Annotated in this window: 24 protein-coding genes; all 24 read right to left on the bottom strand. The window is 40.1% G+C overall.

Annotated elements, in window-relative coordinates:
* Positions 1-31 precede the first annotated feature (31 nt).
* The 24 genes from IEW05_RS07610 to IEW05_RS07495 all read right to left on the bottom strand — a co-directional run bounded on the left by IEW05_RS07610 (position 32) and on the right by IEW05_RS07495 (position 26,557).
* Positions 32-1,633 carry a response regulator transcription factor gene (locus IEW05_RS07610; protein WP_188537347.1) on the bottom strand — a complete coding sequence of 534 codons (1,602 nt, stop codon included), beginning with the start codon at positions 1,631-1,633 and terminating at the stop codon, positions 32-34.
* Positions 1,611-3,428, bottom strand: coding sequence for a cache domain-containing sensor histidine kinase (locus IEW05_RS07605; RefSeq protein WP_188537345.1), 1,818 nt, complete (start codon positions 3,426-3,428; stop codon positions 1,611-1,613). The genes IEW05_RS07610 and IEW05_RS07605 overlap by 23 nt, the downstream gene beginning before the upstream one ends.
* Before the next feature lie 117 nt (positions 3,429-3,545).
* Positions 3,546-4,904 (bottom strand): ABC transporter substrate-binding protein, encoded by a 1,359-nt coding sequence (locus IEW05_RS07600; protein ID WP_188537343.1) that lies wholly within the window; start codon positions 4,902-4,904, stop codon positions 3,546-3,548.
* Between the two features lie 127 nt (positions 4,905-5,031).
* Positions 5,032-5,856 (bottom strand): carbohydrate ABC transporter permease, encoded by an 825-nt coding sequence (locus IEW05_RS07595; protein WP_188537341.1) that lies wholly within the window; start codon positions 5,854-5,856, stop codon positions 5,032-5,034.
* A 27-nt stretch (positions 5,857-5,883) separates the two neighbouring features.
* Complete coding sequence (locus tag IEW05_RS07590) at positions 5,884-6,792, bottom strand: carbohydrate ABC transporter permease (protein WP_188537339.1); 909 nt, start codon at positions 6,790-6,792, stop codon at positions 5,884-5,886.
* A 209-nt stretch (positions 6,793-7,001) separates the two neighbouring features.
* Entirely contained in the window at positions 7,002-8,177 is a 1,176-nt protein-coding gene (locus IEW05_RS07585) for an alanyl-tRNA editing protein (protein ID WP_188537337.1), read from the bottom strand.
* A gap of 264 nt (positions 8,178-8,441) precedes the next feature.
* Positions 8,442-9,383 carry an alpha/beta hydrolase gene (locus IEW05_RS07580; protein ID WP_188537335.1) on the bottom strand — a complete coding sequence of 314 codons (942 nt, stop codon included), beginning with the start codon at positions 9,381-9,383 and terminating at the stop codon, positions 8,442-8,444.
* A 542-nt stretch (positions 9,384-9,925) separates the two neighbouring features.
* Positions 9,926-10,492: a methylated-DNA--[protein]-cysteine S-methyltransferase gene (locus IEW05_RS07575; RefSeq protein ID WP_188537333.1), complete on the bottom strand. Its 567-nt coding sequence runs from the start codon at positions 10,490-10,492 to the stop codon at positions 9,926-9,928.
* Positions 10,455-11,036 (bottom strand): bifunctional transcriptional activator/DNA repair enzyme AdaA, encoded by a 582-nt coding sequence (locus IEW05_RS07570; RefSeq protein ID WP_188537331.1) that lies wholly within the window; start codon positions 11,034-11,036, stop codon positions 10,455-10,457. Before IEW05_RS07570 ends, IEW05_RS07575 begins: the two co-directional genes overlap by 38 nt.
* A gap of 114 nt (positions 11,037-11,150) precedes the next feature.
* On the bottom strand, positions 11,151-11,894 hold the full coding sequence (locus IEW05_RS07565) for a glycoside hydrolase family 25 protein (RefSeq protein ID WP_188537329.1): 744 nt from the start codon (positions 11,892-11,894) through the stop codon (positions 11,151-11,153).
* Positions 11,895-11,998: 104 nt separating this feature from the next.
* The gene (locus tag IEW05_RS07560; protein WP_188537327.1) at positions 11,999-12,442 is read right to left on the bottom strand and encodes a hypothetical protein; all 444 of its coding nucleotides are present in this window, start codon (positions 12,440-12,442) and stop codon (positions 11,999-12,001) included.
* Between the two features lie 47 nt (positions 12,443-12,489).
* Complete coding sequence (locus IEW05_RS07555) at positions 12,490-13,428, bottom strand: aldo/keto reductase family protein (protein WP_188537325.1); 939 nt, start codon at positions 13,426-13,428, stop codon at positions 12,490-12,492.
* A gap of 173 nt (positions 13,429-13,601) precedes the next feature.
* A complete protein-coding gene (bshB2, locus tag IEW05_RS07550; protein ID WP_188540771.1) occupies positions 13,602-14,258 on the bottom strand; it encodes a bacillithiol biosynthesis deacetylase BshB2 in 657 nt (218 codons plus the stop codon).
* A 23-nt stretch (positions 14,259-14,281) separates the two neighbouring features.
* Complete coding sequence (locus tag IEW05_RS07545) at positions 14,282-14,629, bottom strand: YojF family protein (protein ID WP_188537323.1); 348 nt, start codon at positions 14,627-14,629, stop codon at positions 14,282-14,284.
* A gap of 76 nt (positions 14,630-14,705) precedes the next feature.
* Entirely contained in the window at positions 14,706-15,803 is a 1,098-nt protein-coding gene (locus IEW05_RS07540) for a glucosaminidase domain-containing protein (protein WP_188537321.1), read from the bottom strand.
* Positions 15,804-15,851: 48 nt separating this feature from the next.
* Positions 15,852-17,051, bottom strand: a complete 1,200-nt coding sequence (locus IEW05_RS07535; RefSeq protein WP_229753291.1) for an MFS transporter — start codon at positions 17,049-17,051, stop codon at positions 15,852-15,854.
* Positions 17,052-17,252: 201 nt separating this feature from the next.
* Positions 17,253-18,167, bottom strand: coding sequence for a DUF5692 family protein (locus IEW05_RS07530; RefSeq protein WP_188537319.1), 915 nt, complete (start codon positions 18,165-18,167; stop codon positions 17,253-17,255).
* Between the two features lie 370 nt (positions 18,168-18,537).
* Positions 18,538-19,797 carry an FAD-dependent oxidoreductase gene (locus IEW05_RS07525; RefSeq protein ID WP_188537317.1) on the bottom strand — a complete coding sequence of 420 codons (1,260 nt, stop codon included), beginning with the start codon at positions 19,795-19,797 and terminating at the stop codon, positions 18,538-18,540.
* Between the two features lie 3 nt (positions 19,798-19,800).
* Positions 19,801-20,901 (bottom strand): helix-turn-helix domain-containing protein, encoded by a 1,101-nt coding sequence (locus IEW05_RS07520; protein ID WP_194434102.1) that lies wholly within the window; start codon positions 20,899-20,901, stop codon positions 19,801-19,803.
* 120 nt (positions 20,902-21,021) lie between these two features.
* Positions 21,022-22,746, bottom strand: a complete 1,725-nt coding sequence (locus IEW05_RS07515; protein WP_188537313.1) for a hypothetical protein — start codon at positions 22,744-22,746, stop codon at positions 21,022-21,024.
* Positions 22,747-22,760: 14 nt separating this feature from the next.
* Positions 22,761-23,033 (bottom strand): hypothetical protein, encoded by a 273-nt coding sequence (locus IEW05_RS07510; RefSeq protein ID WP_188537311.1) that lies wholly within the window; start codon positions 23,031-23,033, stop codon positions 22,761-22,763.
* 406 nt (positions 23,034-23,439) lie between these two features.
* Positions 23,440-24,273 carry a carbohydrate ABC transporter permease gene (locus IEW05_RS07505; protein ID WP_188537309.1) on the bottom strand — a complete coding sequence of 278 codons (834 nt, stop codon included), beginning with the start codon at positions 24,271-24,273 and terminating at the stop codon, positions 23,440-23,442.
* A gap of 13 nt (positions 24,274-24,286) precedes the next feature.
* The gene (locus IEW05_RS07500; protein WP_188537307.1) at positions 24,287-25,168 is read right to left on the bottom strand and encodes a carbohydrate ABC transporter permease; all 882 of its coding nucleotides are present in this window, start codon (positions 25,166-25,168) and stop codon (positions 24,287-24,289) included.
* A 60-nt stretch (positions 25,169-25,228) separates the two neighbouring features.
* Positions 25,229-26,557 (bottom strand): ABC transporter substrate-binding protein, encoded by a 1,329-nt coding sequence (locus tag IEW05_RS07495; RefSeq protein WP_188537305.1) that lies wholly within the window; start codon positions 26,555-26,557, stop codon positions 25,229-25,231.
* Between the last annotated feature and the right edge of the window lie 101 nt (positions 26,558-26,658).

Below are 26,658 nucleotides of genomic sequence, written 5' to 3'. Positions count from 1 at the left end.
TTGTCATCCCTATTCTGCCTATTGGCTTTTTTTAATTCCAAGCTGAATACTCACTTGGTCTCATCCCAATTTCGCGCTTGAATAACTTAATGAAATAACTTTTATTGGCATATCCCAAATAATCAGAGATATCTTCAACCGTTTTGTTAGACTGCTGCAGTAATTCCTTCGCTTTTTGCAGCTTCATCATGTTCACATATTCAATAAAGTTATAATCGGTTTCTCGCTTGAACAAGCGGCTGAAGTAGCTAGAGTTCAAATTTAGATACCCTGCCATATCTTCCAGCGTGATCTTTTCCGTTACATGTTGAATTACATATTGCTGTGCTTTGATAATTTCGGGTCTTTTAGAATGAACAGCGACCAAGCTCATTTTGCGGAAAATTTGTTCAAAATATTGGCTCATCCATTGCTGCAGATGATCTATCGTTTCGATTGAATTTATTACATCATATAGTTTTTCTTCGGACAAATCTGTTTGATACTGTAGAGTTATTTTTGTTTTCAACTGCAATTCTAACAACAATTGTAATGTCCATTCTTTCACATCACCTGGATGAAACCGATTGGATTTCACCCAATCGACCCAACGATCCAGAACCGCTTGCAGTTCCTTAGGTTGATTTAAAGCGAGCATATCATTAATAGCTGAATAATAACGTGAATATTCGGAATACATATCCAAATCAGAGAAAGCTACCTTTTCAAAAAGATGAACTGTTGATTCACTTAAGTAAAAGCGTTGCGTCGGTTCTTTGAGCATGGGTAGCAGAATCTTCCTAATCTCGTCTTGATTGCATGCCTCACGTCCTACGAAACAAGAAACAGATATTTTTAAATATTTATGTATTGCAGAAATACTTTGCTTTGCCGAATAGTTAAGTAATTGCTGCTCCTTATCCGGTTCTTCACAGCAGAATAGCACAATCAATTCATTATTGCTATGCTGAAAAATCTCACAGCGATGCTGCGAAGTTAAGATTTCCTGAAGTATATTCTCCACAGCAAACACAATCGTATAATCGTTCATTTTCCGCGTCAAAGTCACATTTGTCATACGATTCACTGTTACGACCATGGGGATATAATACTTTGCGTTTAATGTAATCCCTTGGATACGGGCTTGTTCAACCCAGGTCTCTTTGTTCGCTGATGATTGATACAGCGTATCTTTCATGAACTTTTCTCTTAACGCTACTCTATTTAACGATTCCTTGCGTTTGTATAGCAACATTTCCGCTGACGTCTTCTTCACCGTATTTAAATCAGCTGAAATCTTATGCAGCACTTGTTGCAGATGTCCTACATCTAGAGTTTCTTTCAAAATATAATCATTCACCTGTAATTTTACCGCTTGCTGTGCAAAGTGAAACTCATTATGACATGACAAGATTACAGCTCGCAGATTCGAATTGATACCTCGAAGCTTTTGTAGTAATTCAATGCCATTCATCTTTGGCATTCCTATATCCGTAATCACAATATCAGGCGGAGATAACTGTGTTGCTTCCCAAGCTTCAAGCCCGTTAGAGTAGCAACCGATTAGTTCAATATCTAATGCTGACCAAGTAACCGTCTGCGAAAGATATCGTAAAACGGGATAATCATCATCAACGAGAATTGCTGTTAACATAATGCACGCCTACTCTCTCAATCTCTAATGGGAACCTAAAGGTAATCTCCGTACCTACGTTATGTTCACTATTAATATCCATATATAACTGAGCACCATAAATTAGTCGTAATCGTTGCACAACATTTCTTACTCCTATACCAGAAAATCCCTTTTTCACATGATCTCCCGACTCCTCGGTATCATCAAGCTTAGATCGAAGGACATTTAGCTGATCCTCTGTCATACCAATCCCATTGTCTCGTATAGAAATCTGTAACAATTCATTACCGTTATCCTGCATAATATCCGCATGGATAAAGAGTTCTCCATCAAATTGTTCAAACCCATGTATGATAGCGTTCTCAATCAAAGGTTGGAGCAAAAATCGTGGAACTCTAGCGTTTGCGCATGTTTCGGATGCTAAGTCCACCTCAAGTCTTACCTGGTTAGCATGACGAAAATTCATTAATCGTACATAATGTGATACTGTATTCACTTCTTCTTGGAGAGCGATAAACTCATTATCTCGATTAAATGTCATTCGTAATAAAGAAGACAGTGAACCAATCAGTTCAGCGCTTTCCTGGTCTCCTTGAATCAAAATATGAAGCCGGATAGAGTTCAGTAGATTGAACATAAAATGTGGGTTTATCTGAGCCTGAAGCATTTCTAATTCTGCCTTCCGTTTCTTGCTTTGCTCAACCGTAATTTGCTCAATCATGGACTGAATCTGATCTAGCATATAATCAATCGTCGACGCCAGATGAGCCACTTCATTCTGTCCACCTATTCCGGAACGAAGTTCTAACTGACCACGCCCAATCTTCTTTACAAATCGAGTTAGCTTGGCAATCGGACTTGTAAACTTCGAAATAAGCACAGTCAACAATACAAAGAATAGAATAGAAAATAGAACTTGCACGGTAAAACTAACAAATAATATCTGTTTGTTCTTCGCAACAGCTGATGATAGTGGAATGAGACTCACGATCGTCCATTTATTGCTCCCTAGCTCTTGCGCCACATATATATATTTCTTACCATCAATTTGAATCGTCTGCGAATTTTCGCCTTCATTCCACCAAGACATCTTCTTACCTATCTTTGTGGAATCAACATGTGAGACTACCACACCCTGTTCATCTAGCAAAAAGGTTTCTTGATCCTTGCCATGCTGCAAATAGGGATGAATTTTCCGTTCATTTACCGTGATCACAACATAACCAATGGGGGTAGCTGCGGTTGTCTTGATTGGCCTTCCGATCGTCACCCAATTGGATGAGTTCATATCAGATTTGTTATAGTAAATATTTTGTTGTCCTAGCCAATACGTAGAGAAGTTCGGCATACGATCTAACTTAGAGAACCAATTCTGTTCATATAATTGCACGGGATTGTAATCGCTATAAGAGTAACTCGTATATTTATAATTATTTTTCCCTAGGATAGTCACATAAAAGTCTTTATTTGTAAGAATTAAATCGTCTAGAAATCGTGATAATCGGCTGGTATTGATAACATAATCTGCCCTACTTGCTGCAGACTCAACCTTCTCGGGGTCTACTAATAATATTTGTCTAATTTCATTGTTCAATAATACAAAGTTCGATATCTCTAGCATTTGCTCAAAAATACGGTTCACATCGGATTTAGATGCTTTCAAAGAATCCTCAGCTGTCGAAATTGCTTTATCCAAGATAAGATCTCGCGTTAAATAGTTGGTAACGAGATAAACGACGATTAACGGAATCAACAAGCAAACGACTGCTGACCCAACTAACTTATTACGTAACGAAAGCTGTCTGATTTTCACTGGATGCTGGCCTCTAGTCTCAATTAATATTGGGGCAGGGATTTCCAGAACCTTCCCCTGCCCCTAAATTGTAAATCCTTTTGCCTAAAGCATCAACATGATTAAATACAAGGGTTATTATTGATTGTTCTTAACGACATCCGAGATCTTCTTATCAATATTACTAATGGTTGTATCGATATCTTGTTTATTGAGAATGTACAATTCCGCTTCAGGAATGACACTGTTCTTCGCTTCATCAGCATACTTTTCTGGTACTGGAGCATTACCAGGAACCGTAGTTGTCATTGTATATTTCAACGATTCCAAATCAATTTTAGAAGGATCCTTTGAACCGTTAACAATGGTATCAACTAACTTGTTAGTATCCGATTTCGCCCACCCAGAAAAGACACGTCCGCCAATTTCCAATCCTTCCGAAGTATACCATCTAACGAACTCATATGCTGCTTGCTTGTTCTTTGATTTAGAAGAAACACCCATATAAGTCGGTTGAACTGGTGAATAGTGTTTGCTCTCTCCGTCTAATTTAGGGAGCGGTGCAAATGCAGTCACGAATGTAGCTGGGATGGTATCTGTACCACCGGACTCTGCTACCATCCAGTCACCCATCGGCAGCATAGCAGCTAATTTGTTGAAGTATTGATTCCGATAAGCAAGCTTCTGCGAAATAATATCTTCATACATATTTGCACTCTTATCTTCATACATCATCTTTTTCATCATTTCTAAGTTCGCTTTAAGAATTGGATCCGTAGCGTTGGAAGTTCCATCTGCTTTCAAGTAAGTATTATCTGCAGGTTTACTCATGAGTTGTAATTGGAAGTAATCTGGCCAGTTGTGCAAATAAGCACCATAACGTTTGGTTGCGCCTTCACCTTGCGTCAATTTTTGAGCATACTCTTCGAAATCACTCCAAGTCCAGTCCGTTGGAACGGGTAGTCCCGCCTCATCTAACATCTCTTTATTCAAAAGAACGAACCAACGCTGCATGGAAGAAGGTAAAGCATAGATTTTACCATTTACTTTGGTATCTACTAGATACTCATCTTCGTATTTATAGCCATCTTTCTCTATGTAGCTTTCTAGTGGCTCAAGTAGACCGATATCCGCGCGTTGTGAATAGTTCGTATAAGGTAATTCAATAATATCGAGTTGATCATCCGATGCTGCCATCAAATCTAGTTTTTGCATGGATGCAATCGAATCACCCTTTTCATTCAATAGATCCAGTTCCACTTTGATGTTTGGATGACTCTTTTCAAACTCGGGAATAATGGTACTCCATTTCGCTTTCGCATCGGTTTGCCAAGTGCTTATTTTTACTGTAACTTGCTCCGCAGCTGGCTCTGTTCCCTTATTTCCTTGGTTAGATTCTGGAGCAGCTGAATTTGTACCGCCATTGCCACTACCACAAGCTGACACGAGCAACGCTAACGACAAGCCTACAACGGTTGTTGATAATTTCTTTTTCATGTGGACCCTCCTAAAATAATTCTTAATGTGTACCACCTATCTGTAAGTGCTTACAAACACATCCTACCACGACGAATTTTTATGCGAAGTTCTCAAATTTTACTGAAGAGAAACTATTTTGACTTGTTTATCCTTTAACCCCACCAAGTGAAATCCCCTCGATCACTTGCTTTTGACCAATCGCAAAAATGATCAATAGCGGCAAGATAGCTGATACAGCACCCGCCATCATGAGAGAGTACACATCACCATATTGGTCACCGAATAACCGGATTCCTAGCTGAATGGTAAATAGCTCTTTCGACTTCAAGAAAATAAGTGGATATTGATAGTCGTTCCAGGTCCAAATAAAACGTAAGATCGCATAAGTCGCGATGCCTGGACGAATGAGCGGGAGTGCAATTTGAAAGAAGGACCGAAAATGACCAGCTCCATCCATTCTGCCCGACTCTAGAAACTCGTTGTTTACCCCCATAAAAAATTGCCGAAGCATAAAGGCTCCTATAATACTAAAGCTGTTGATCAAAATCAACCCTGTGCGTGTATCTATGAGGTGCATCCAATTAAACAATAAGAATTGAGGAACAAGCGATGCTTGCGGTGGAACCATGTACAAAGCAAGGACAAGTAAAAACATGGTATCTCTGCCTCGAAACCGTAATTTAGAAAAGCCAAATGCAGCTAATGCACAGACAAATACGTTGATTACAGTCGTGGTAATTGTTATGTAAATAGAGTTTAGATAATATTGTGCGAAATCTCCTGACCATACTTGTTTATAGTTCTCGAGGGCATTCCATTTTCTTGGAATCCATTCAATCGGGAAATTAAATACGTCCGTTTCAAACTTGAACGATGTGGACATCATCCAGAAAAATGGAAGGATAAACACAATTCCAAGTAGCGCCATGACGATGGTCCATAGTACTTTTGATAATTTCAAGGTTCTCATTTCCTGCTGCTCCTCTCCTAAATGAACTTAGTAGTTCACCCATTTTTTTTGTGCTAGCATTTGTAGGCCAGTAATAATCAGACAGATAAGGAACAGAATGAGCGCCATACTGGAGGCATATCCCGTTTTCAGTTGATTAAATGCGGTATCATACAACTCGTACACGATAACGGTTGTCGAATTTGCCGGACCACCTTGTGTTAAGACTTGAATCAAGTCGAAAATCTTGAATGTACCAATGATCCCTGTTACAAGTAAGAAAAAAGTAGTAGGAGAAATACAAGGAACGGTAATATTGCGGAATTTCACCCAAGTATTTGCACCGTCGATGTCAGCAGCTTCATACAAATCTTTGGGGATGCTTTGCAACCCTGCGATAAAGATAATGATGTTATACCCTAACAAAATCCAAACTTGAATCATCATGAGCGAAGGTAACGCATAATCAATATCAGCAAGCCATTTCGGTGGATTATCAAATCCGATCGACATCAAGAAATTATTAACTGGCCCAAGCGAAGGGTGAAAGAGAACCTGCCACACCATGGCTATGGCTACAACACTTGAAATGTAAGGTAAAAAATAAATCACTTTAAAGAAATCCTTAAAATAAATATGCTTGTCTATTAAAATCGATAAAATTAGCGCTACGATCAATGTAATCGGTACTGTAATAATAAAAATCAAATTATTTAACAAGCTTTTCATAAATACATCATCATGAAATAATCGTACAAAGTTACTAAACCCCGCGAATTTAATGGCACCCATTCCGGCTACGAAGTTCCAATTCGTGAAACTAAGCAATAGTGATCCTACAACAGGAATTAATGTAAGAACAATGAGTCCGATCATTAAAGGCGCAACAAACAAATAGCCTGCTACTTGCTCTTTAACTCCCATGCTCAAATGAGTCAGTTTTTTTCCCCGTTTCATGCTTTTCCTCCTCAAAGGTGTAATTATAATCCCATTGTAGAAAAAACGAGGTCAACTCATAAGCAATAGAAATGAGTGATTTGAAACTATTTTTACTTTTTCGTGAGACTACGGTAGTACGAGAGCCCGACGACAACAGGCCGCCGAGAAAATCTCGACAGCCTGTAAGCACATCTATATGTGTGTTTCATCTCATCTTTTTCAAATCGTTATTGCAGCGATTTTCTGGAAAATTCGTAGAAAGCAGAAGCATCCTCCCAAGTCGGGAATCCCGCCTGCGCCATCTTATCGCTACCTCCACCTTTTCCATTGTATGCCCCTAAGTTGGCTTTAAAGAATGCTCCACAGGATGGATCAAAACTCCCGTTATGCGCCATAACGATCTTATTCTCCGCAGTCGTAGCAAATAACACCTGAAGCTCGTTGTCAGCGGTTAGCTTAATCGCCAAATTTTGTAGATCCTTAAGGGACTTATCCTCAAAAATGTGTGCGAGAAGGCTCCCTTCTCTTTTGGATAACAATTCTTGTGCCACATATCTATCATTCTGCTCTTTCAACGCTATAAGCTCAGCCTGAAGCTGCTTATGCTCCATCTCCCACTTCTCTATCCGGTCGATAATCTCATCTTTGCCCGTATTAAATTTGACGGACAATACGTTTAAAATACGCTGACTATCATTAAATTCTTCTAAAGCTCGATATCCGCATTTGAAGTAAATCCGTGTATTTCCCTTTTGCTTCTCCGCCTTCAACAGCTTAATCATACCGATTTCGCCCGTTGACGAGACATGCGTCCCTCCGCATGCGTTATACTCCACGTCCTTCATTTCAACAATCCGAATATTCTCAGTCACTGTCGGCTGCTTCACTAGCGGTAACTGTGCCACTTCTTCCCCTGATACAAAATAACTAAGGATATTGTGGTTCAAATAAATATGCCTATTCACTTCATTTTCGATACAAGTCAGTTGATCAGGAGTCAGTTCTGCCAGCTCTACATCAATCGTGGCATAATCAGTTCCCAGATGGAAACTTAAGGTCGTAGCATGATAGAGCTCAAGGCACACTGCCGAAAGTAGATGCTGTCCGCTGTGCTGCTGCATATGATCGAATCTTCTGGTCCAATGGAGCTGACATTGCGCGTTGGTCTCTTCAGGTAAACTCGCCAGCTTATGTAACACTACTTCTCCTTCATTAATCACATCTAGCACAGGAATCCCATTAATAAAACCTTCATCACTCGGCTGCCCGCCCCCCTCCGGATAAAAAGCGGTCTCTTCCAGAATGACATAATACCCGTCTTCTCTCTCTATCGTTTGGCTTATATTTGTTTGCCATTCCGTCAAATAGACGGAATCATAAAATAGCTTCTTCGTCTTCGTCATAATTAATGATCTTCCTTCCTGTTACTACATCACTAGTACTGAGACATCTGTCGTCATCGCAAAGTTATCTTCATGCATCGTATCGTATATTCGAGCAGTGAGCAATATTGTCAGCACAAAAAAGACCACTAAACACTTGTATACCCCTGTGTTTAGCTGTGTCTAACTTATAGCCAATACAAATAAGCAACCTACCCCTAATGAAACCCTAGGTAGGTTGCTTTCTTTTCCCCAGATTATATTAGACATTTTCACACTCTCAATTTACTCCTTTAACCAAGCATTAGCTAACATAATAGCTCCCTTAGTAGCAGCAGTATCCGCTAAATCATTGAGCATGACAAAGTCATGAATAGTTCCTTGAAACCGTACTGCGGTGACTTCAACTCCAGCCTCACGAAGCTTATTTGCATAAGCCTCCCCTTCATCCCGGAGTACATCAGCTTCTGCAGTTATGACTAGTGCAGGAGGTAATCCCGTAAGCTGATCTTTCGAAGCACGAAGTGGAGATGCCGTAATTTGCGATCTTTCAGATGGATCTGTCGTATATTGATCCCAGAACCATTGCATGGCGTCCCGGCGTAAGTAATAACCCGTTGCAAACTCATGATAGGATTCTGTCTCAAATGCAGCATCTGTCACAGGATAGAACAACAACTGTTTATGAATCGATGGTCCTTTGCGCTCCTTAGCAAGCAATGTGATCGCTGCAGTCATATTTCCTCCTACACTATCTCCTGCTACATAAAGACGAGCTGGATCTAGTCCATGATCCTGACCATTTTCTGCAGCCCACTTCAGTACCGCATAAATTTCCTCGATAGCTGTGGGATACTTCGCTTCTGGTGACAAACTATAGTTGGGAAATACGACACAGGCTTGTGTTCCAACGGCTAGCTCCCGAATAAGTCGATCATGTGTATGCGCATTGCCAAATACCCAGCCAGCACCATGAATATATAAAATGATCGGCAATTTGCCTGTTAAGTTCTGCGGTCGAACCAAGCGAACAGATACCTGTCCATTATGGCCGCCATCAATATCGAAATCCTGAATATCAACGGTAAGCTTATGAACATCGCCTGATTGAAGAGAGTCAACGGTTTCCCGCCCTTTTTCCGGTCCAAGCTCGAATAAATAAGGTGGTTTAGAGGTATCCTCGGTGATTTGTAGCGCTGCAGGTTCTAGTACGATCTTCTTGTCCATAGGTTCTCATCTCCCAAGTAATATTAAGCCTTCATTGGTTAGGCTTAGTATATTAATACCCAATACTCGGAGCTACCAACTATTCTCAACTAAAAATTGTGCCGTCATGCTTGATTAAGTGTTCAATATGGCTTGATCAGAATATCATAATATGGTAATTTAAAGAAAATATATCGGTATGAAGTACATGCCGCTTTGATACGATGCTGCTCGTTTGAGCAAGTCGTATCAAAGCGGTTCTTTTTATTTCGAAGTAGGGGTGAGTAGATGAGCTTATTTGATAAGGTGTATGAAAACTGATGATCGTTATTTCAATGAAAACAGCCAATTTGTAAATGTAACGAATCTGAGTAACACTATCTGTTAATAATTGAATTTTTTCACGGAATCAGAGGTCAATAAGCTCATCAAGATTCGTTAGAGTGTGAGAACAAGGATAATGAACCAAATAGCGTTGCTGTGATTCGTTAAAATTAAATATTAAAAGCCCTACTCGTTTAAGCAGGGCTTTCGGTATTCCAAGTGATTCGCGGGACCAAAACTCAAAACTGGAAACGTTCATGTCCCGTAACCTTCATATGGGTAATCCCTTCTAAAGCAAGAATGTCCTTCTTCATTTGAAGGCCTCCTCTAAATCCTGTTAACGTACCGTTAGAACCAACGACCCGATGACAAGGTAACACGATGGGCAAAGGATTACGTCCAATCGCCGTACTAACCGCTCGTATCGCAGACGGCTTCCCAATGGCTTCGGCAAATTGCTTGTACGTCCACGTTTCTCCATGAGGGATTTGGCTCAATCCACTCCATACGCTTTGTTGAAATGGTGTCCCAACAACGTCTATAGGAACCTTGTCAAAGCTGACGGGAATTCCGGCAAAATACTGCTCCAACAAGTCAACAATGCCGAATTCATCAAACAGACTACGATCCTCGATCATCTCCGATAAATCTTGATCCAAGCCAGCGAGCGTAGTCACATGGGGAGGGTATAACAATTGGCTAATTCCTTGTTCACTTGCTATTAATGTCCACGGCTGGTTGAAGCCGATTATGGTTTGACGGTATTGTTTATTTGGTTTCAGCTGAATCTCCTCCTCTTTGTCCATTCCGATAGGCTGTGGGAGAGACCCCCGTTCTACGGGCGAACCACGAAGTGAAATGCGATGGACTACTATAGCCCACAGCCACTCCGACCTCCGTAATGTTGACATTGGATTCTAATATTAACTGCTGAGCATGCTGTAATCGAACACGCTCTGTCTTCTCCGCTGGTGAATATCCCCTTACTTGCTTATATGTCCGTTGTAGATGGTAGGGGCTAATGACAAGTGCAGTCGCCAACTTATCCAGTGTCAATTTCTCATTATATTGCAGCTCAATCAGATCATCCACCTGAGCGGCCAAAGCCGCATCCGGTCCAAGCGCTCCGTTTGCTTCTGGCTTACATCGTTTACATGGTCGAAAGCCCGCTTGAAGCGCATCTTCTAACGTACGATAAAACGTCACATTGGTTGATTTAGGCGTTCTGGCACGGCATGTCGGCCGACAGACGATCTTTGTAGTCTTTACTCCCGTATAATATACGCCTTCATAGGTCGATTCCCGATTAACAACAGCTTCATATACAAGGTCAAATAACTTTTGATCCATTTTGATCACCTCATATGCACAGTATAAGATAATCTTTATTTATATAGTAGTGTTCCTGAATAGGATAGCAATATTTCGACAGTGTGCATGAACGGCAATTAGCTCAAATAACCTTCAGTTTGTGGGGTTAACAAAATACTCAAACTCACTTTCCGTTCCATGAAACACATTCATATCAATGAATTTTTCCTGTCCTTCATAACCTTCTAATTTCTCTCGTGATGAATATTGCCAAAAAGTCCAAGGCGTTTTATCAGGTAATGTTGGAGTTTTCAACACATCGCGAATCCAGATCGGGTAGTCGGTATACGTACCTTTTAAATATAAATCATACGATTTATGTGTTGCATAAATGATTGGCTTCCGTCCATAATAATGCTCCAGTTTATTCAACAGCTCATCTAAAATCTGAATGGTCGCTTTCTTGCTTGGTGGATTTTTTTCCTTGTCCCCGTAAAATTCAATATCTATCACTGGAGGCAATGCCACAGCTGAATTCCCCACCGTTTGGATAAAATTATCAGCTTGAGTAGCCCCCGAACTGTCATAGCTGAAAAAATGATATGCACCAATTTTAAGAGGGGTCTGGTTTGCCTTTTCCCAGTTGTAATTAAACCTTTCGTCTTGAGAACTGCTGCCCTCAGTTGCCTTGATAAAAGCAAAATCTATTTCTTGCTGGGACACAACATCCCAATCAATCGTACCTTGATAAGCTGAAACATCAATTCCTCTGACGGGGTACTTTTGTGACGAAGGTTGATTAAACCATATTACTCCGTTGTATAACAGAATCCCTAAAATTACTGCACAAGCACAGCCAAACCCCAAAATGCTCAATAGTAATCTTTTTCTATTCATAGGCACCTCGCAAAGTATAAGACTATGTCATAACCAAAAATTGATAACTAACATTTTTATAGGAAAGATTTTTATATCTCTCAATAAACCAAAATTCCCTTCCATCAACGTTCAAGTATCCAGTAGCTTGCAATCACTACTATTTCAATCAATGCAGGTAATAAAAGCCACAATCTGCCTAACGTTTTTTTTAGCTTGAATATCCATATCATTGATATACATGAAGCAATCATAAATGGCATCCCCAGCATCATTATCCATGCTCCTGTTTCATATTGCATCATAGGTAGCATTGCTTCAGGATTCTGAATTTCAGTAGAATGTTGTATATACATAAAGCTGTAATATATTACACAGGCAACTCCAATCACATAAATACAGGTAAGCAAAACCTTCATGAAAGTATTTGCTTTGGTATTCATATCTAAATTCCTCGCAACTTCTAATTTTATGCAACCAGCAGAATTTCTGATCTGTTTGATACTCAACATTTTTCCGTTTTCAAAGTTTTGCCATAGCCAAAAAAGAAGTGACACCGATGATAACATATCTTCTCCAGTGTCACTTCTTCTATGATAGTCGCAATATACTTATATTATTGCAAAACCCCTTCGATTTGAGTAATAATTTCTTCACTAAGTTCGATGTCAGAAGCTTTAGCATTCTCCGCAACTTGTGCTGGGCGGCTAGCGCCGATCAGCGCACTTGAGACATTGGTTTTCCGCAGAATCCATGCGAGTGCCAGATTACCTACAGAAATATCGAGATCCTTCGCGATCTTCTCAAGCTCTTGGACCTTGGCAATTTTCTCTTCCGTAATGTCTTTACGCATCCAATCTAGCTTCGCGGCACGACTTCCGTCAGGAACATCAGTAACGGATGAATATTTACCTGTCAATAATCCCTGCGCTAGCGGCGAGAATACAACTTGCCCAATACCAGAACGCTCACAAAGTGGTATAACTTCCTTCTCGATATAACGATTGAACATATTGTAGATCGGTTGGTTCACGACAATCCGGTCTAACAGATAACGATCTGCTACGCGAAGTGCCTCTGCAATCTGCGATGGTTGCCACTCGCTAACGCCTACATACAACACTTTTCCCTGACGAACAAGATCATCGAGTGCTCGTAACGTTTCTTCTAGCGGAGTTTCAGGGTCTGGACGGTGACAATAGTATATATCCACGTAGTCATGACCAAGTCTCTTTAGGCTAGCATTTGCTTGTTCGATGATATGTTTACGTGACAGACCACGATCATTTGGGCCTTCGCCCATCTTGCCAAATACTTTTGTTGCTAGCACGTAAGATTCACGTGGATAAGCTTTCAAAGTCTCCCCTACGAGAACCTCTGCAGCACCTTGTTCATAGACATTTGCCGTATCAAAAAAGTTAATGCCGAGATCATATGCCGTTTTGATCGCACCAACTGCATTCTCACGCTCAACGTAACCACCATATGTAAGCCAACTTCCCAAACTTATTTCACTAACCTTCAGACCACTGCCACCTAATCTACGGTATTTCATTTCACATTCCTCCTATGACAAGCTTACTTAAACTATATCATAATCATATTTGACACTAAACTATGTATCTCCATTGTTACATGAATACAAAAAAAGGAGATCAAGGTATTCATCCCTGATCTCCTTTATCTATTGTCCAGCTCACATCTACGATGTAGCTATATGCTTAATCATTATTCAAAACGATAAGTCCAGAATCGTTCCGTTCCAAATTGCTTTTGGAGCTCTTTTTCTACGTCCTTCTTGTTACCTAGTAGTTCCGGTGCTTGGAATTGGGAACGATGCGCCCGAATCGATGCTAGCTTTGTATGCAAGAAGTCTTTAGTATCCATTACGACATCCGGTTTTCCAATGAATTGCTCATGATTATTGGAAAATGCCATACAGTGGACTACAGGTCTTTGTTCGCTTGGTAATCTTCCGATGGTTCGAATCACAGCGGCCCCAGTAGCGTCATGATCAGGATGCACACTGTAACCTGGGTAGAACGTAATCACAAGTGAAGGTTGAAGCTCTTTCAATAGCCCATCAATCACAGCATCCAATTGATCCTGGTCCTCGAATTCAATCGTCTTATCGTGATAACCAAGTAATCGCAAATCCTGGATTCCAATAGCTTGGCAAGCCTCCTCCAGTTCCTTCTTGCGTATTTGTGGAAGTGTTACCCGATTAGCAAAAGGTGGAACGCCCATGTTTCGGCCCATTTCACCCAAAGTCAAGCAAGCATAAGTAACCTTAGCTCCGTTCTGCACATGTTTGGCTAGTGTTCCTGAAGCACCAAAAGCCTCATCATCTGGGTGCGGAAGCACAACAAGAATTTGTTGTTCCATTGTATTCATCATCTCCTGTTCCATTAAAAAGGCTCCCGACTAAGTTGCAAGGAAACGACGAGTTTACCCTGACTGTCATGTCCTGCCAAGATCAATCGATCCGTCTCACTCTCTTCATAATGAGTTAGCCCTTCCGAATATATCCAACCATGCTGCATTTTTAAGCCAACCCGGTATGGTCCTTCGTTTCCAGAAATGGAACCGTGGGAATACTTAACCGTTGAGTTAGTAATAAAAGTTGCTGCCGGATGTTTGGAGCTATCTCTATGGGCGGCGTATGCTCCCGTTGTCATTTCAAGATGGATATATAAGTCCTGATCTTTAAATAAGTCGATTCTACGTTGCACTTCCGATTGACTGATGAGTTGCATCTTCATCCCCCCTAGCTGAATAAATATATACCTCAAGAAGTATATCCTTCTAACTCAATAATTTCAAATGGGAGAATCAAGGCCACTCGAAAGATTCATCCTCAATCTTCTGTTTCATATCATCAAAAAACCAGGTAACACCCTCCCACCAATTGGGGTCCTCAGCATAGGTTAGATTTAACCATTTGATCGGGTGAATCGAACCTGGGCGTCGCCCCATTACATTGACTACGGTCTTCGCAGCGATATTAGCTGACACATCAATTGTCGTATTGTAGCTCTCCCAGCTACCAAACACGTTAAAAGGATTATTGGCGATTTCTTCTGCCTTTTTATGATCTTTGGGAACAAATCCCTGTTCTTGTCCCGTAATAGCAAACAACAGAAGGGGATGGATATCATATTTCTTGCTAGCCTCCACGATCGCTGACAAATACGATTCCTCAGCTAACATGGAATCACGTTCGAGCAGATATTGCTTTAAGCGCTTTGTATCTATAGCAACATATTTGAAACCCGAAGGTATACCACCTACAGATTGTATTTCCTTCAATGTGGGTTGCGGCCTTTGGATCGGCTCTATTAATGGTACAGGGACTGAGGACTCCTGTTCTACTGGATATTTGATCAGCAGGATCGCAAGTAGAACCGCAAAAAAACTTACAACCGCAATCGTTATTCTTCGATTAGGCCAACTTGTGTTTCCGTAATGAATCATGGGTTCACTTGTTACCGCTATTTCCTCCAAAGCAATCCGATCCTGTAGATCCCATTCCCTCTCCAACGCTTGAAGAGAGACGGTAGAGCTGGAATCCTGTGACCACCTAAGAAGAATATCCCGAACCGCCTCTTCCTGCACAGGTAAAGTCGATTTACTGCAAATCCACTCAGCTAAAGACGATAATAGCTCCTCCTGACTTAAATCCAAAGACATACAATGCTGAAGCACATCATCCACCTGAATTACTAGAGAGTCTCTATTCTTCAAGAGTAGCTCGTGACGAACCTGTTGTTTCAGCTCATCTGAAAAAGATGGTAAACGGCTTTCAATAATCCGATGCACCGCATCGGATAGAATAGCAACACGCAGTTTCGGATCAAGGCTCTGGTGCTTATGCTCGATATAATGCTTTAGACGAACAATTTCTTTATTAGATAACACATAATCTTGCATCGATAAGATCCCAGCCCATCTTCATATTCAGTCAGGATACATTAATTACTATAACTCTTTAAGTATTCGACGACCCAGTGTCAGAGCTACAATTAACATCACAAATCCAACCACCGTTTGGAAACCATATTGCTGAACCCAATCGGGGAACACTTTCATCCATTTAAATAATTGCCCACCAATCATCGGTCCGAAGAAAGTTGCCACACCTGTGATCGCAGCAAACATGGCTATAAACATAGGTCGTTCACTCTTCGGCGTATCCCCGATTGTAAAATTGAATACCAATTGATTAAAGCCACCCGCGCCAACCCCAAACAAGATATGTGAAAGAAATAATACAGGAAGTACGGGTACGAACGATAAAAGTCCCCATGCTAGGCAAGAGCCAGCTATGATCGGTAATGTCCAGAACAATAATGTTCTATTACTGTATCTAGCATTCAGGTTACCCCATACATATAAACTCGACATCATGGAAAATGTCTGAACAACAGTTAACAAGGAGACAGTCTGATAATTAATATGTAATAAATCGAGCATAACATATGAGAATAACGGTACAACTAATGTCTGTAGAAATAACCAGGTAGCCAAAAAAATAGTGGAATTTATAAATGATTTATCCCGAAACGTTTTCTTTATCATCGGCATGATCCGGTTCTCTGTTGATTTCTCGAAAGGGATATCGGGATAGAAACAGAACGTAACAATATTCATAATTCCAAAAAACCATGCTAGGATATACAGAATTAAGAACCCTGTACTTTCGGGATAACTATCTAATAGTTTGCCTCCGGCAAAAATAGCAATGCTGCCCAAAGCGCTCGTGATCGTGTTACGGATCCCAAAATATTTTCCTCTAACCCCTGCAGGTACAATATCGCCTAATAGTGAAGTCCACAGTACATTGATCACGGTATTCGACAAAAATGCAGAAGCATATAAAACAATAAAAACAGGCACCCACCATTCTTTACCCAATACAAAAGGAATAAGTCCTGTTGCACCCCAGAGAGTCCTTTGAAGCGCGATAAATATTACAAGTGTCCATTTGCGAGCCTGCAATTTCTGAACCAAAAATGCGATGAATATTTGCACAATGTTGAATAGGGTGGTAATCGAAAGAACAAAACCTATTACACTTGAGTCTGCACCTAAATACAACAAATATCCTGTAAGAAATGGGCCGCCCAGTAGCGCTTGAAAAAGTGAGGTAGAGATCCCTTCTGTGGTTGCGATATACAAATTTTTGCGTTGAGACGAGAATTTCCGTCTTCTCTTATGCGAATTATGGATCCTGATACACTCCTTTATTTATCTATCTGTAGTCCCCATTTTACTCGTGGGTCATGATCTGTCAATCTTATTTATTCACCTAAAATTTGCCCTGACAAAACAGCAAAAACCCCTCATTAGAAAATGAGAGGTTTGCTTATCTTACGATATTTAGTTATTCTCTGCAATCGCTTTGTAAGCTGCTAAATCTGTATATACTTCGACGTGAAGCGGATTGCGTTTGTGTTTCGTGATTTTGTAGACGTGGTATACGAATACAGCAATATTCGCTGCTAATGACAATCCACTCACAACCCATAGAGCCGTTTCACTGTGCGAAGACTGTACAGCGAATTTGGATTCGCCAACAAACATTGGGAACGACATGGTAAACATCATCCAAATCGCTAGTGTCTGAGCACGGTGTTGTAACCAAGCACCTTTTTTGAAGAAGAACGCTGGAATTGTACATGAAATTAACAATGCAGCCCCTGCGTAGAAAGCATGATCGGAAACCGCGTTGTATACGTAAGCAAAATTCCAAATGTCATAAGCAATGATCCAGAACCAAAGCTGGTCAGGCCATACCATATCTTTCTTCTTATCCTTACTAATAACGATACCCATCCAACCTGAGATCGTAATGATGTTCAAAATCCCTGCGACCCCATTCATAATGTTCCAAGGACCGCCGACCATCATGACACCGTCTACCATTCCATTCAAACTGTACACTTGGAAATCCCGAATAACGGCTTCCAAAATGTTAACAGCCAAAATAATAGCCGGGAACATCAAGATATATTTGTTGCTGCTCCAACCTTTGATAAAGCGGATGGCAAGGAATCCTAAGCATCCAGCCAATGCAGAGTAAACTTTAACCCAGTGGAACCAAGTACCCACACTAGAACCTTCGCCAGCTGTATTAGGCCAAACTGCTACGGTAAGAATTATTGGTAGTACTAGAAACAATGCAAGCGAAATCCATTTGCTCATCCGTGCTATTTCATTAACAAGCATTAATCCAGCAAGTACCACGAACCACATGAGTGCCGAATACCACGGAATCGATTCAAATAAAAACATGACTTACCCCTCCTTCAAATTAAGTAGTAATATGATGTCTTGACTCGAATATATCGCATTGGCTATTTGCCTTCAAATCTACAGGAATGTTGATTTATCAACCTTTTAGAAGTCTCATTTCAAGTTATGTTTACACTTAATTAATAGATAGAAGTCGCTAATCCATTTTAAAAATACCCCTTCTGGGTAGATTTGCCTAAGAAAGCTCGATTTCGCATAGAAACTAGGCCATTTTTACCTAATCACCCCGTCTTAATTCTCCCACCAACTGTAAACCCCTCTTGAAAGTAAAAAACAGCCTCATCGGCAGATTTCACTCTGCAAACAAGACTGTTCCTTGTATTTATGTAATTTTATTACTCCCAATATTTCAAAAAAATCGTTCCACTAAGTGTTTTGCATAAACGACACAGTTCTCTAGCGTAGGAAAATTCATAATTTCACCGGCGTAGTAAATTTGATTTCTGCCCTGCAGTTCATCTAGCCGCTCATAGAACCCTTCACGTAGTGCTGCTGAATCTACATGGGGAAATTGCTTCCAAGACTTCATCATATATAGACGGATGTTCTCTCCACCAAGATCACGAAGTTTGTGTTCTACTGATTCTCTCATTTCTGCATCTGTCATCTGTTCATTCTCTGCTACATACACGGTAACCAAATCCGTAGCACCCAAATCTGCCCATCGGTAGTACCAAGCCATCATATGTCCCTTACGTTCAGGGTACATATTGTACGGGATATATCCAGAATGTGCCGGAATCCCCTCTACTCGATAAGCATAAACCCGGAAGCGTTCATAGATAATTAGCTCGAATAGTGCCCGATCTGTTGGAGACAATTCAACCATATGACCTATATGTTCTAAGGAAGCCGTATATATGACCTTGTCAAAATACAGCATATCTTGGCCTGTCTCCACCTTTACTCTACCGTCTACCTCTTGAATCATACGATGTACTTCACATGTCAGCCGTAGATCTTCTACATCGTCAGCCATGCGTCTGATCAAAGCATTGACTCCCTTTGGCCAAGTAATCATGTGAGTAATTTCAATAAAAGCCATAAGGTTATCGTAAGTTAGAAATTTCAGTACGTAAGCAGCAGGAACTTCATAAATGTTGCCAAATCCAAACGTACTGAAATAATGCATATAGATCTGCATAATGACCGACAAATCATTTTCTTCACACCATGATGCAAAGGGCTGATACAAGTCACTTGGCAAATGGAGAAAACCGGGTTCTTTGAGAGATTCATATCGGCTAACAATATCTGGTAACCGTTTGAATTCCTCCATAAACTCACTCATTTGATTCAGCGGAATCTGCGTAGTTTTTCTCCCTTGGGTATCAAAAAAACCTCGTTCCAATAAAGGTCCTTTGTCCATTAAATCGAATTCAGCCATGAGCTCCATGGTATGTTTATAGGAGGGCAAGCCGATAAGTGTACCCATTTCATACGTTTTTCCCCGGTACTCTATCGAATGACATTTGCCCCCTACACGATCATCCTTCTCCAGAATGGTGATGTTGGTATATCCCTTTTTCGCCAGCTCATGTGCTAGAGTAACGCCAGATATCCCCGCACCAATGATCCCTATTTTGTGTTGTAATCTATCATCTGCCATCAGCTACGATCTCCTTGTGAATAACCAGAGTGGCAAAGCCTCTTGCTGACCCGTGTAGTTAAGCACGACATCTGAAGGAATCTGGCCCTGATTAGGCCCGTCCGTGATGACCCTACTGAAATTATAATGACGGAGGAATAAATCTAATCGCTTTTCTAGTATCGCAAAAGAATCAATCGTAGGATCACTCCAAGCCTGCTGATAAAACTCCTTGGTCAACACGACTACAAATGTCTCTAGGGGCTGAAATATCTCCTTATTGTCTGCGGTAATCGCCACTTGGTTTATATTATTTTTATGTAAAAATTCAGTGTACCTATGGTTCCCTCTGTCCCAGTTCGTGGTAAATTCTCGACTCTTATTCGTAACTAGATGCTCGATCTCGAATTTGAGTGTCTTCATCAAAGGTAGAATTTTCACCGTCATGAAGTCGATAAAGTGAATGGTTGCCTTGCGATTATACAGCTTAACTAACCCTAATCTAGAGTAAGCGTCATAGATCACATATTGATAGACTTTCCCGATCTTCGGGAATACGCCCATATATTGAATACTTTGTTGAACCATATAACCGGGGTGGGCGTTGCCAGGGTTCTTCATTTTATAGTCGATGGAAGGCTGCTTCTGTTTCATTGCTTCTCCATCTTGTTTCTTCCTAGCTTTGATTTCTTTAGCGTATACCTCACGCTGCTCTCTCTTGCTTAAACCATGTCTCCTTAGTACGTTGTAAATACCGGACTCCCCAACCTGAACTCCCTCATCCTGTAATTCATAATAAATCCGTTTGGGTCCGTCTTCCGGAAATTTGGCTACGTACTGTAAAATCATTTTTTCCGTACGCTTATCTACCTTATTGGGCATATTCGGCTTTCTTTCCTTTTCTGTAAGCCCTTCCATACCATGCTTCAGGTAAGCTTTATACCATTGATAATAAATGGTTCTGGAAATACCATATTCCATACAGGTTTTGCTCACATTTTTTGTGATGATCCCCTGTCTAATGATCTGATATTTGTCTTTCTCATTCAACTCATTCACCCCTTTGTCCGGACGTAACAACATTAATTTGGGGAAATTAATCACTTCAATTTTAGCATAGAACATGACTAGATTTCTGTTAATAAATTTGAGGCATACATTTTGTTCTATAACAATCTCACATATATACTCGGGCACAAAAAAAGAGCCGAAATTCGGCTCTTGGTTCTTTGTTCTTTGTTGTTCCTATTTCATAGTGTAGAATTGATGACTCCCTCCTGTAGCATAAATGACATCAGGGTTCATAATCTGAATTCGAAAGCGTCCTTCCTTTGGCATTATTCCAAAGCTAAGGTACTGCGAGGGAGTTAAGTAATAATCATATTCTATGTTCCCATCTTGTTCATGTTCAAGCGTCCCCCCCAACATGTTTATGACTTCCTGCTTGATCATCTTATCAAATTCACCCAAAGCAATATAAAATATGGGCTCATCTGAATAGTATTCAACATAAAGCTCTAAATCATTATCTAAATACCAAATCGCAACTTTTGAATCAACCTCAAATGATTCATCAGGGTCACCAAGAATCTCTATGGCTTTGCTTATTTCCATATCATATGTAATACCGTAAACATAAAACTTATCTTTTATTCTAGTAATCTTCAGCTTATTTGCCAATATATTAGCATCTATCAAGTTTGTAATCCTTTGATGATTCTGATCAGGAGTGAAATTCCCATTAATCAAATCTTCGGCTGCCTGCAGAAGTACTCCATACGCTTGTTTTTCAGCAGAATTATTGCATTCAGCGAGCAGTAAATTATTTGCAGGTATGAAATAGTCCTTATAATAATCCGGATATCTTACACTTTCAAAATATAACTCTTCAGTGGCCATATCGAAATCGTAAACATCCTCCCAATAGAGTGTTTCAGCATAAAAAATCTCCGGGAGTTCAATTGCGTGCTTAAACACAACCTCACTTAAGCCATTGTTATCAATATCAATGATTTCAGGCCTAATAATATTACTAATTATTTTACTTTTAACGATACCGTCTTTTCGATAATTAATTGTAAATTCTCCAAGGCCCTTTTCCCCTTCAACTTCTACAAAGGTAGTGTCAACGATCCAGTCCTCAGCCAAAGGATAATCTCTTTCATTTACTTGCTGATCAACTACTACATCTTCTACTAAAGTCTCATTATCCCCCCTAGAAAATGTAAATTTCGTCATAAATCCATAGATAACAATTCCAGTTATTAGTAAAATAGCGACTGCAATAGAACAGTATTTAGTCAATTTCTTTACCTTGTGTTTCGTTATTTCTCTTTGACGTTCGCTCTTTTCCATTATCAATCTTTGTTCTTCAGACGTATGTTCTTCATGTGCTTTTAGATCATTACTAATCTTTTCTTCATCACTATAATTAGTTAAGGCATCTATTTTTTCTCTACTGCATCTTAAACAATTGAATTGATGTTCATGATTTAATCTGCCACAAAGACAAATCCACCTATGTTCATACTTTCTAGCAAGGTAGATAGCATCTTCGCCCGCTCGTAATTTCACAAATTCTAGTAGTCTTGGGTTCTCTATCTTGATCAAATCTACTTTTTCTAATTCTGTAGTATCCTTACTCCAAATCGTTTTATCATCATATAAGACTTTTAATATATCAATCTCTATTTTTCTAGTATTAGGAAACTCTGAAAGCAAAACTTTTTTGTCAGTTCTTTGATTTCTTGCTAACCCATCATTAAAATCTATCTTACATTCAACTCTATTATTTCCTTCCACAACCGCGTCGCCAAATTGATCATAACAATAGATCGTAGCCTTTAGACCTTTAATAAGTTTATTCGTAAGGTTATTAAACGTTAACGAACAGTAAACCTGACCAGTACTTTTACTTTTATAAAATTTATAATCAAGGAATTCTATAGGACATTCAATATTAACTAGCATTTCGTCCCCCCGAATTAATCGTTTAATAAGATTAAGTCGTCATCATTCACTGGTTCCTTACGTAATTTCATATTTATTCTATGTAATTGTTCTATAATCTCTGATAATCCAATAAAAAACATTCCTGAGATCAATCCTCCAACCCACCAAATAAAGGTCAAAGACCACACTTGTTCATATCCATCTGAATCTTTACCTAATACCAACCCTAAAATAAAACCTACTACGATATAAATAATTCCGATCCATGCAAGTATGATTGATATTTTGTTTTCTTTATCTAACAAGCAAACCACCACCTTAATTAATAGTAATATATCAGCATCTTATCATGAAATTGGTATCTAAAATGATAAATAATATGTACATTTACAATATTAGTCTAATATCCGACCTTAAGGAGCAATTGCCCATACTTATCCACGTATGCAGGAATACTATTTAACTAGAATCGTAGGAACGTTTCATACCCTCATCTAAAAAGTGGCTTCATTTTATGGAGGTGAAACAACCGGTTGTAAGTCAAATGGATTTCCCGACTGAGACCTGATCGGGTTATTCTCTCGAAGAGTGATAACTAAAAATCAAGCAAAAAAAACACCGGGAATCCCGATGTTTTATTTAATTATTCTCTTCTTTCACTTTGTAAGCTACCAGTTCTGTATACCTTTCCGTGCCCATAGTACGTAGGAGCTAGCCTTTTACGGCTGAACTTACGGTCAATGCTTTTTCAATCTGCTCCGAGAACAATAGATAGATAATTATCGTTGGAATCGTCGATATGACCATAACTGCGCCCATCGTGCCCCAATCCGAGCCAAACTGTGTCTGGAAATATAACAAGCCAAGAGGCAACGTCTTAAGCATATTATCGCTGATCATAACGAGAGCCACCAGAAACTCGTTCCATGCGAACAGAAAGACGAAGATGCAAACCGAAGCAATTGCCGGCTTCACGAGCGGAACCATGATGCTAAAGAACGTCCTGTATACACTGGCACCATCAATCGACGCCGACTCTTCGATTTCAAAGGGAAGCGAGCGAAAGAAGGCATAGAAAATAATCGTAGAGAAAGAAAGCTGAAACGCCACATAAGGTACAATCACCGCTAAATAACTATCCTGCAAATGCAAATCGCGAGAAAGGACAAGTAGTGGAATCAGAATAATTTGCATCGGAATAAACATCCCGGCCGTCATATAAATTCGGGCTGTATCTGCAAATCGCCATTTCATCCGCGCAGCCGCATAAGAGAACATAAGCGAGAGAAACACTGTAATCGCAACCGTTCCAATCGAAACGATAAAACTATTCTTGAAATAGAGAACTAGATCAAAGACATCAAAAGCATTCACATAATTCTCAAACCGCCACACATGAGGCACGCCAAATACATTAGTAGAAAAAATCTCTTCATTATTTTTAAACGAATAAAACAACAACCATACTAGTGGATATAGACTAATTAGGACAAAGAACAGAAGAGAACCATAGGATGATATTCTGCTCATTACTCGCTTTAACATAAGATCCTCCCGTCTAATAACTGATTTTCTCCCGGGCTACGAATTTGTTGATAAGAATGGTAAAGAGCAAGCATTCAATAACAAGGAAGGCCGCAGCAGCTGAACCGTATCCGTATTCACCAGAGCGGAAAGCCGCTTTGTACATCATAAAAGTAAAAGTATACGAAATATTACCTGGACCTCCGTTAGTCATAACGAACATATTCTGGAAGGCATTTAACCCGCCGGTAATAGCCATAATCAAACAGAATTTATAGGTCTCTCCAAGGAGAGGAATTGTAATCTTCCAATGTGTTCTCCAAAAGCTAGCCCCATCGATAGTGGCTGCCTCATAGAGCTGCTCGGGTATAGACTTAATCGCGGCATAGATCAGCACCAGATGAACCCCCAGGTTCTGCCATGCGTTAGTAAAAGCAATCGCCCATATCGAACTGTGTTCTCCACTCAACCAAGCTTGCTGATAATTGATACCTAATGCGGTAAATAGACTATTAACCAAACCGCCATCTGTGTTGTATATAGCGATAAACAATTGGGATACCACAACACTAGATAGGACTACAGGAATGAAATAGGTTGTTTTGAAAAATTTACGACCGAATATTTTTTTATTACTGAGGGCGATAGCCAACACCGTGCCCAGTCCTAACTGATAAACAACAAGTACAAGAGCAAAGATCAAACCGTTTTTGAGTGATACCCAAAAGTCGTCATCCTGAAATAATCGTCTGAAATTATCAAGTCCATTAAAGGTTGCTGGGGTTAACCCGTCCCAATTGAAGAAACTCTTCTGGAATGTCTGAAGAATCGGATAAACAACCATAATGGAGAAAAAAAGCAACGTCGGGGCCGTAAAAACAAATAATGCTACCCTGTATTTTTGTTTCGATGTCATATGTGCCTCCTTTAAAAGCAGGTTGCCCTCTATTTAAGGACAACCTGCTTGATGTGCCTTTTATTGACGGACTCTCTCTAGTTCTTTATTCATATCTTTAATAAAATCATCCGCTGCTTGACCAGCGAGCAGCTTTTGTGAGTTATCTTCGATAACCGTTTTAAATTTAGCATTCTCAAAGCCCCAAGCGAAGGTTGTCATCGATTTAAAATTAACTGCGTCTTTTGCATACTCTTGCTGTATCGGCGTAAAGCCTTTTTCAGGCTGTACATCTTCTACCAGAACTGGGTTCGGATCTCCGATTTGAATGACACGTTGTTTATTAAACTCTAGGGATATTAGTGCTGCATACTTTGCTGCTACTTCTGGATATTTCGTGTTTTTCGAAACGGCAAAACCTTGGTTGAAGCCGCCACCGCTAATATTCCACTGAACGCTATCCACCTTATCCGCATCTGTAAACGGCGTGTACAGTAGCCCTATCTTGCCTTCTCCGAGTCCCTCTTCCAAAGCACCCATTGCCCAGGCACCATTCAAGAGCATAGCCGCCTTGCCGGAGGTAAACTGTGCTACTGCATCATCATAGGTCGTGTTAAAAGCATTTTTAGACAGTAATCCTGCTTTGGTAAGCTCTTCGAGCTTCTTCGCACCTTGTGCATAAGCTTCATCAGCGAACGTTCCTTCGCCGTTGTCAAGTTTCTTCAAGCCACCAGGATCGGATCCGACAATAGCCATATCAAGCAGCTGCACACCCGTCCATTTTTCCTTAGCAAATAACGCAAGTGGTGTAATATCTTTCGCTTTCAAAGCTGTTACCGCTTCCAATAATTCCGTATAGTTAGCAGGTACTTTGATGCTATTCTGATCGAAAATTTCTTTGTTATAATATAGGACCGATGCCCATTGACCAACATTAGGAACCGCATAGGAATGACCATCCTTATTCCACAGCATCGCTTTGGAAGTTTCATTCAATTTGGACTCGATATCGTTTGCTTTCACCGCATCATCCAATATCAATAAATTGTCGGAATTCTTCAACGTCTCGATGAGCCCGCTAGATGCAAAAAAGATATCTGGTAAGGTTCCTGCCGCTGCGTAGGTCTTAATTTTTTGTTCGTCATCTTGTGCGGCAACTTCAAACTCTACTTCTACCTCCGGCATTATTTTCTTCATCGCTTCTTTCGCAGCATCATAAGCGGCTTTCTCTTGACCACTGTATTGTGCATAGAATTTTAGCTTGACGGTTTGAACCGTTTCCGGTTTTTGTTCTTCTTTATTTCCGCTGACTTCCTTGTCTGCACCCTTGTTGGAAGAACCGCAACCTGACAGTGCAACCATAGCGGAGAGCAAAATTATTGCCATTGCATGAGACTTCATTTTTTTCATTTTTTCTTATCCCCCTTCGTGGATCTGTCTTTATTGTAATGAGTAAGAACGCTTTCATTAAGGGATAAATCGGAACACATTTGTATGATCCGGCCTCTTTT

The organism is Paenibacillus segetis, from assembly GCF_014639155.1.
GTDB classification, from domain to species: Bacteria; Bacillota; Bacilli; order Paenibacillales; family Paenibacillaceae; genus Fontibacillus; species Fontibacillus segetis.
The sequence above is the reverse complement of the archived record's forward strand: the minus strand, read 5'-3'. Positions and strand labels throughout refer to the sequence as shown.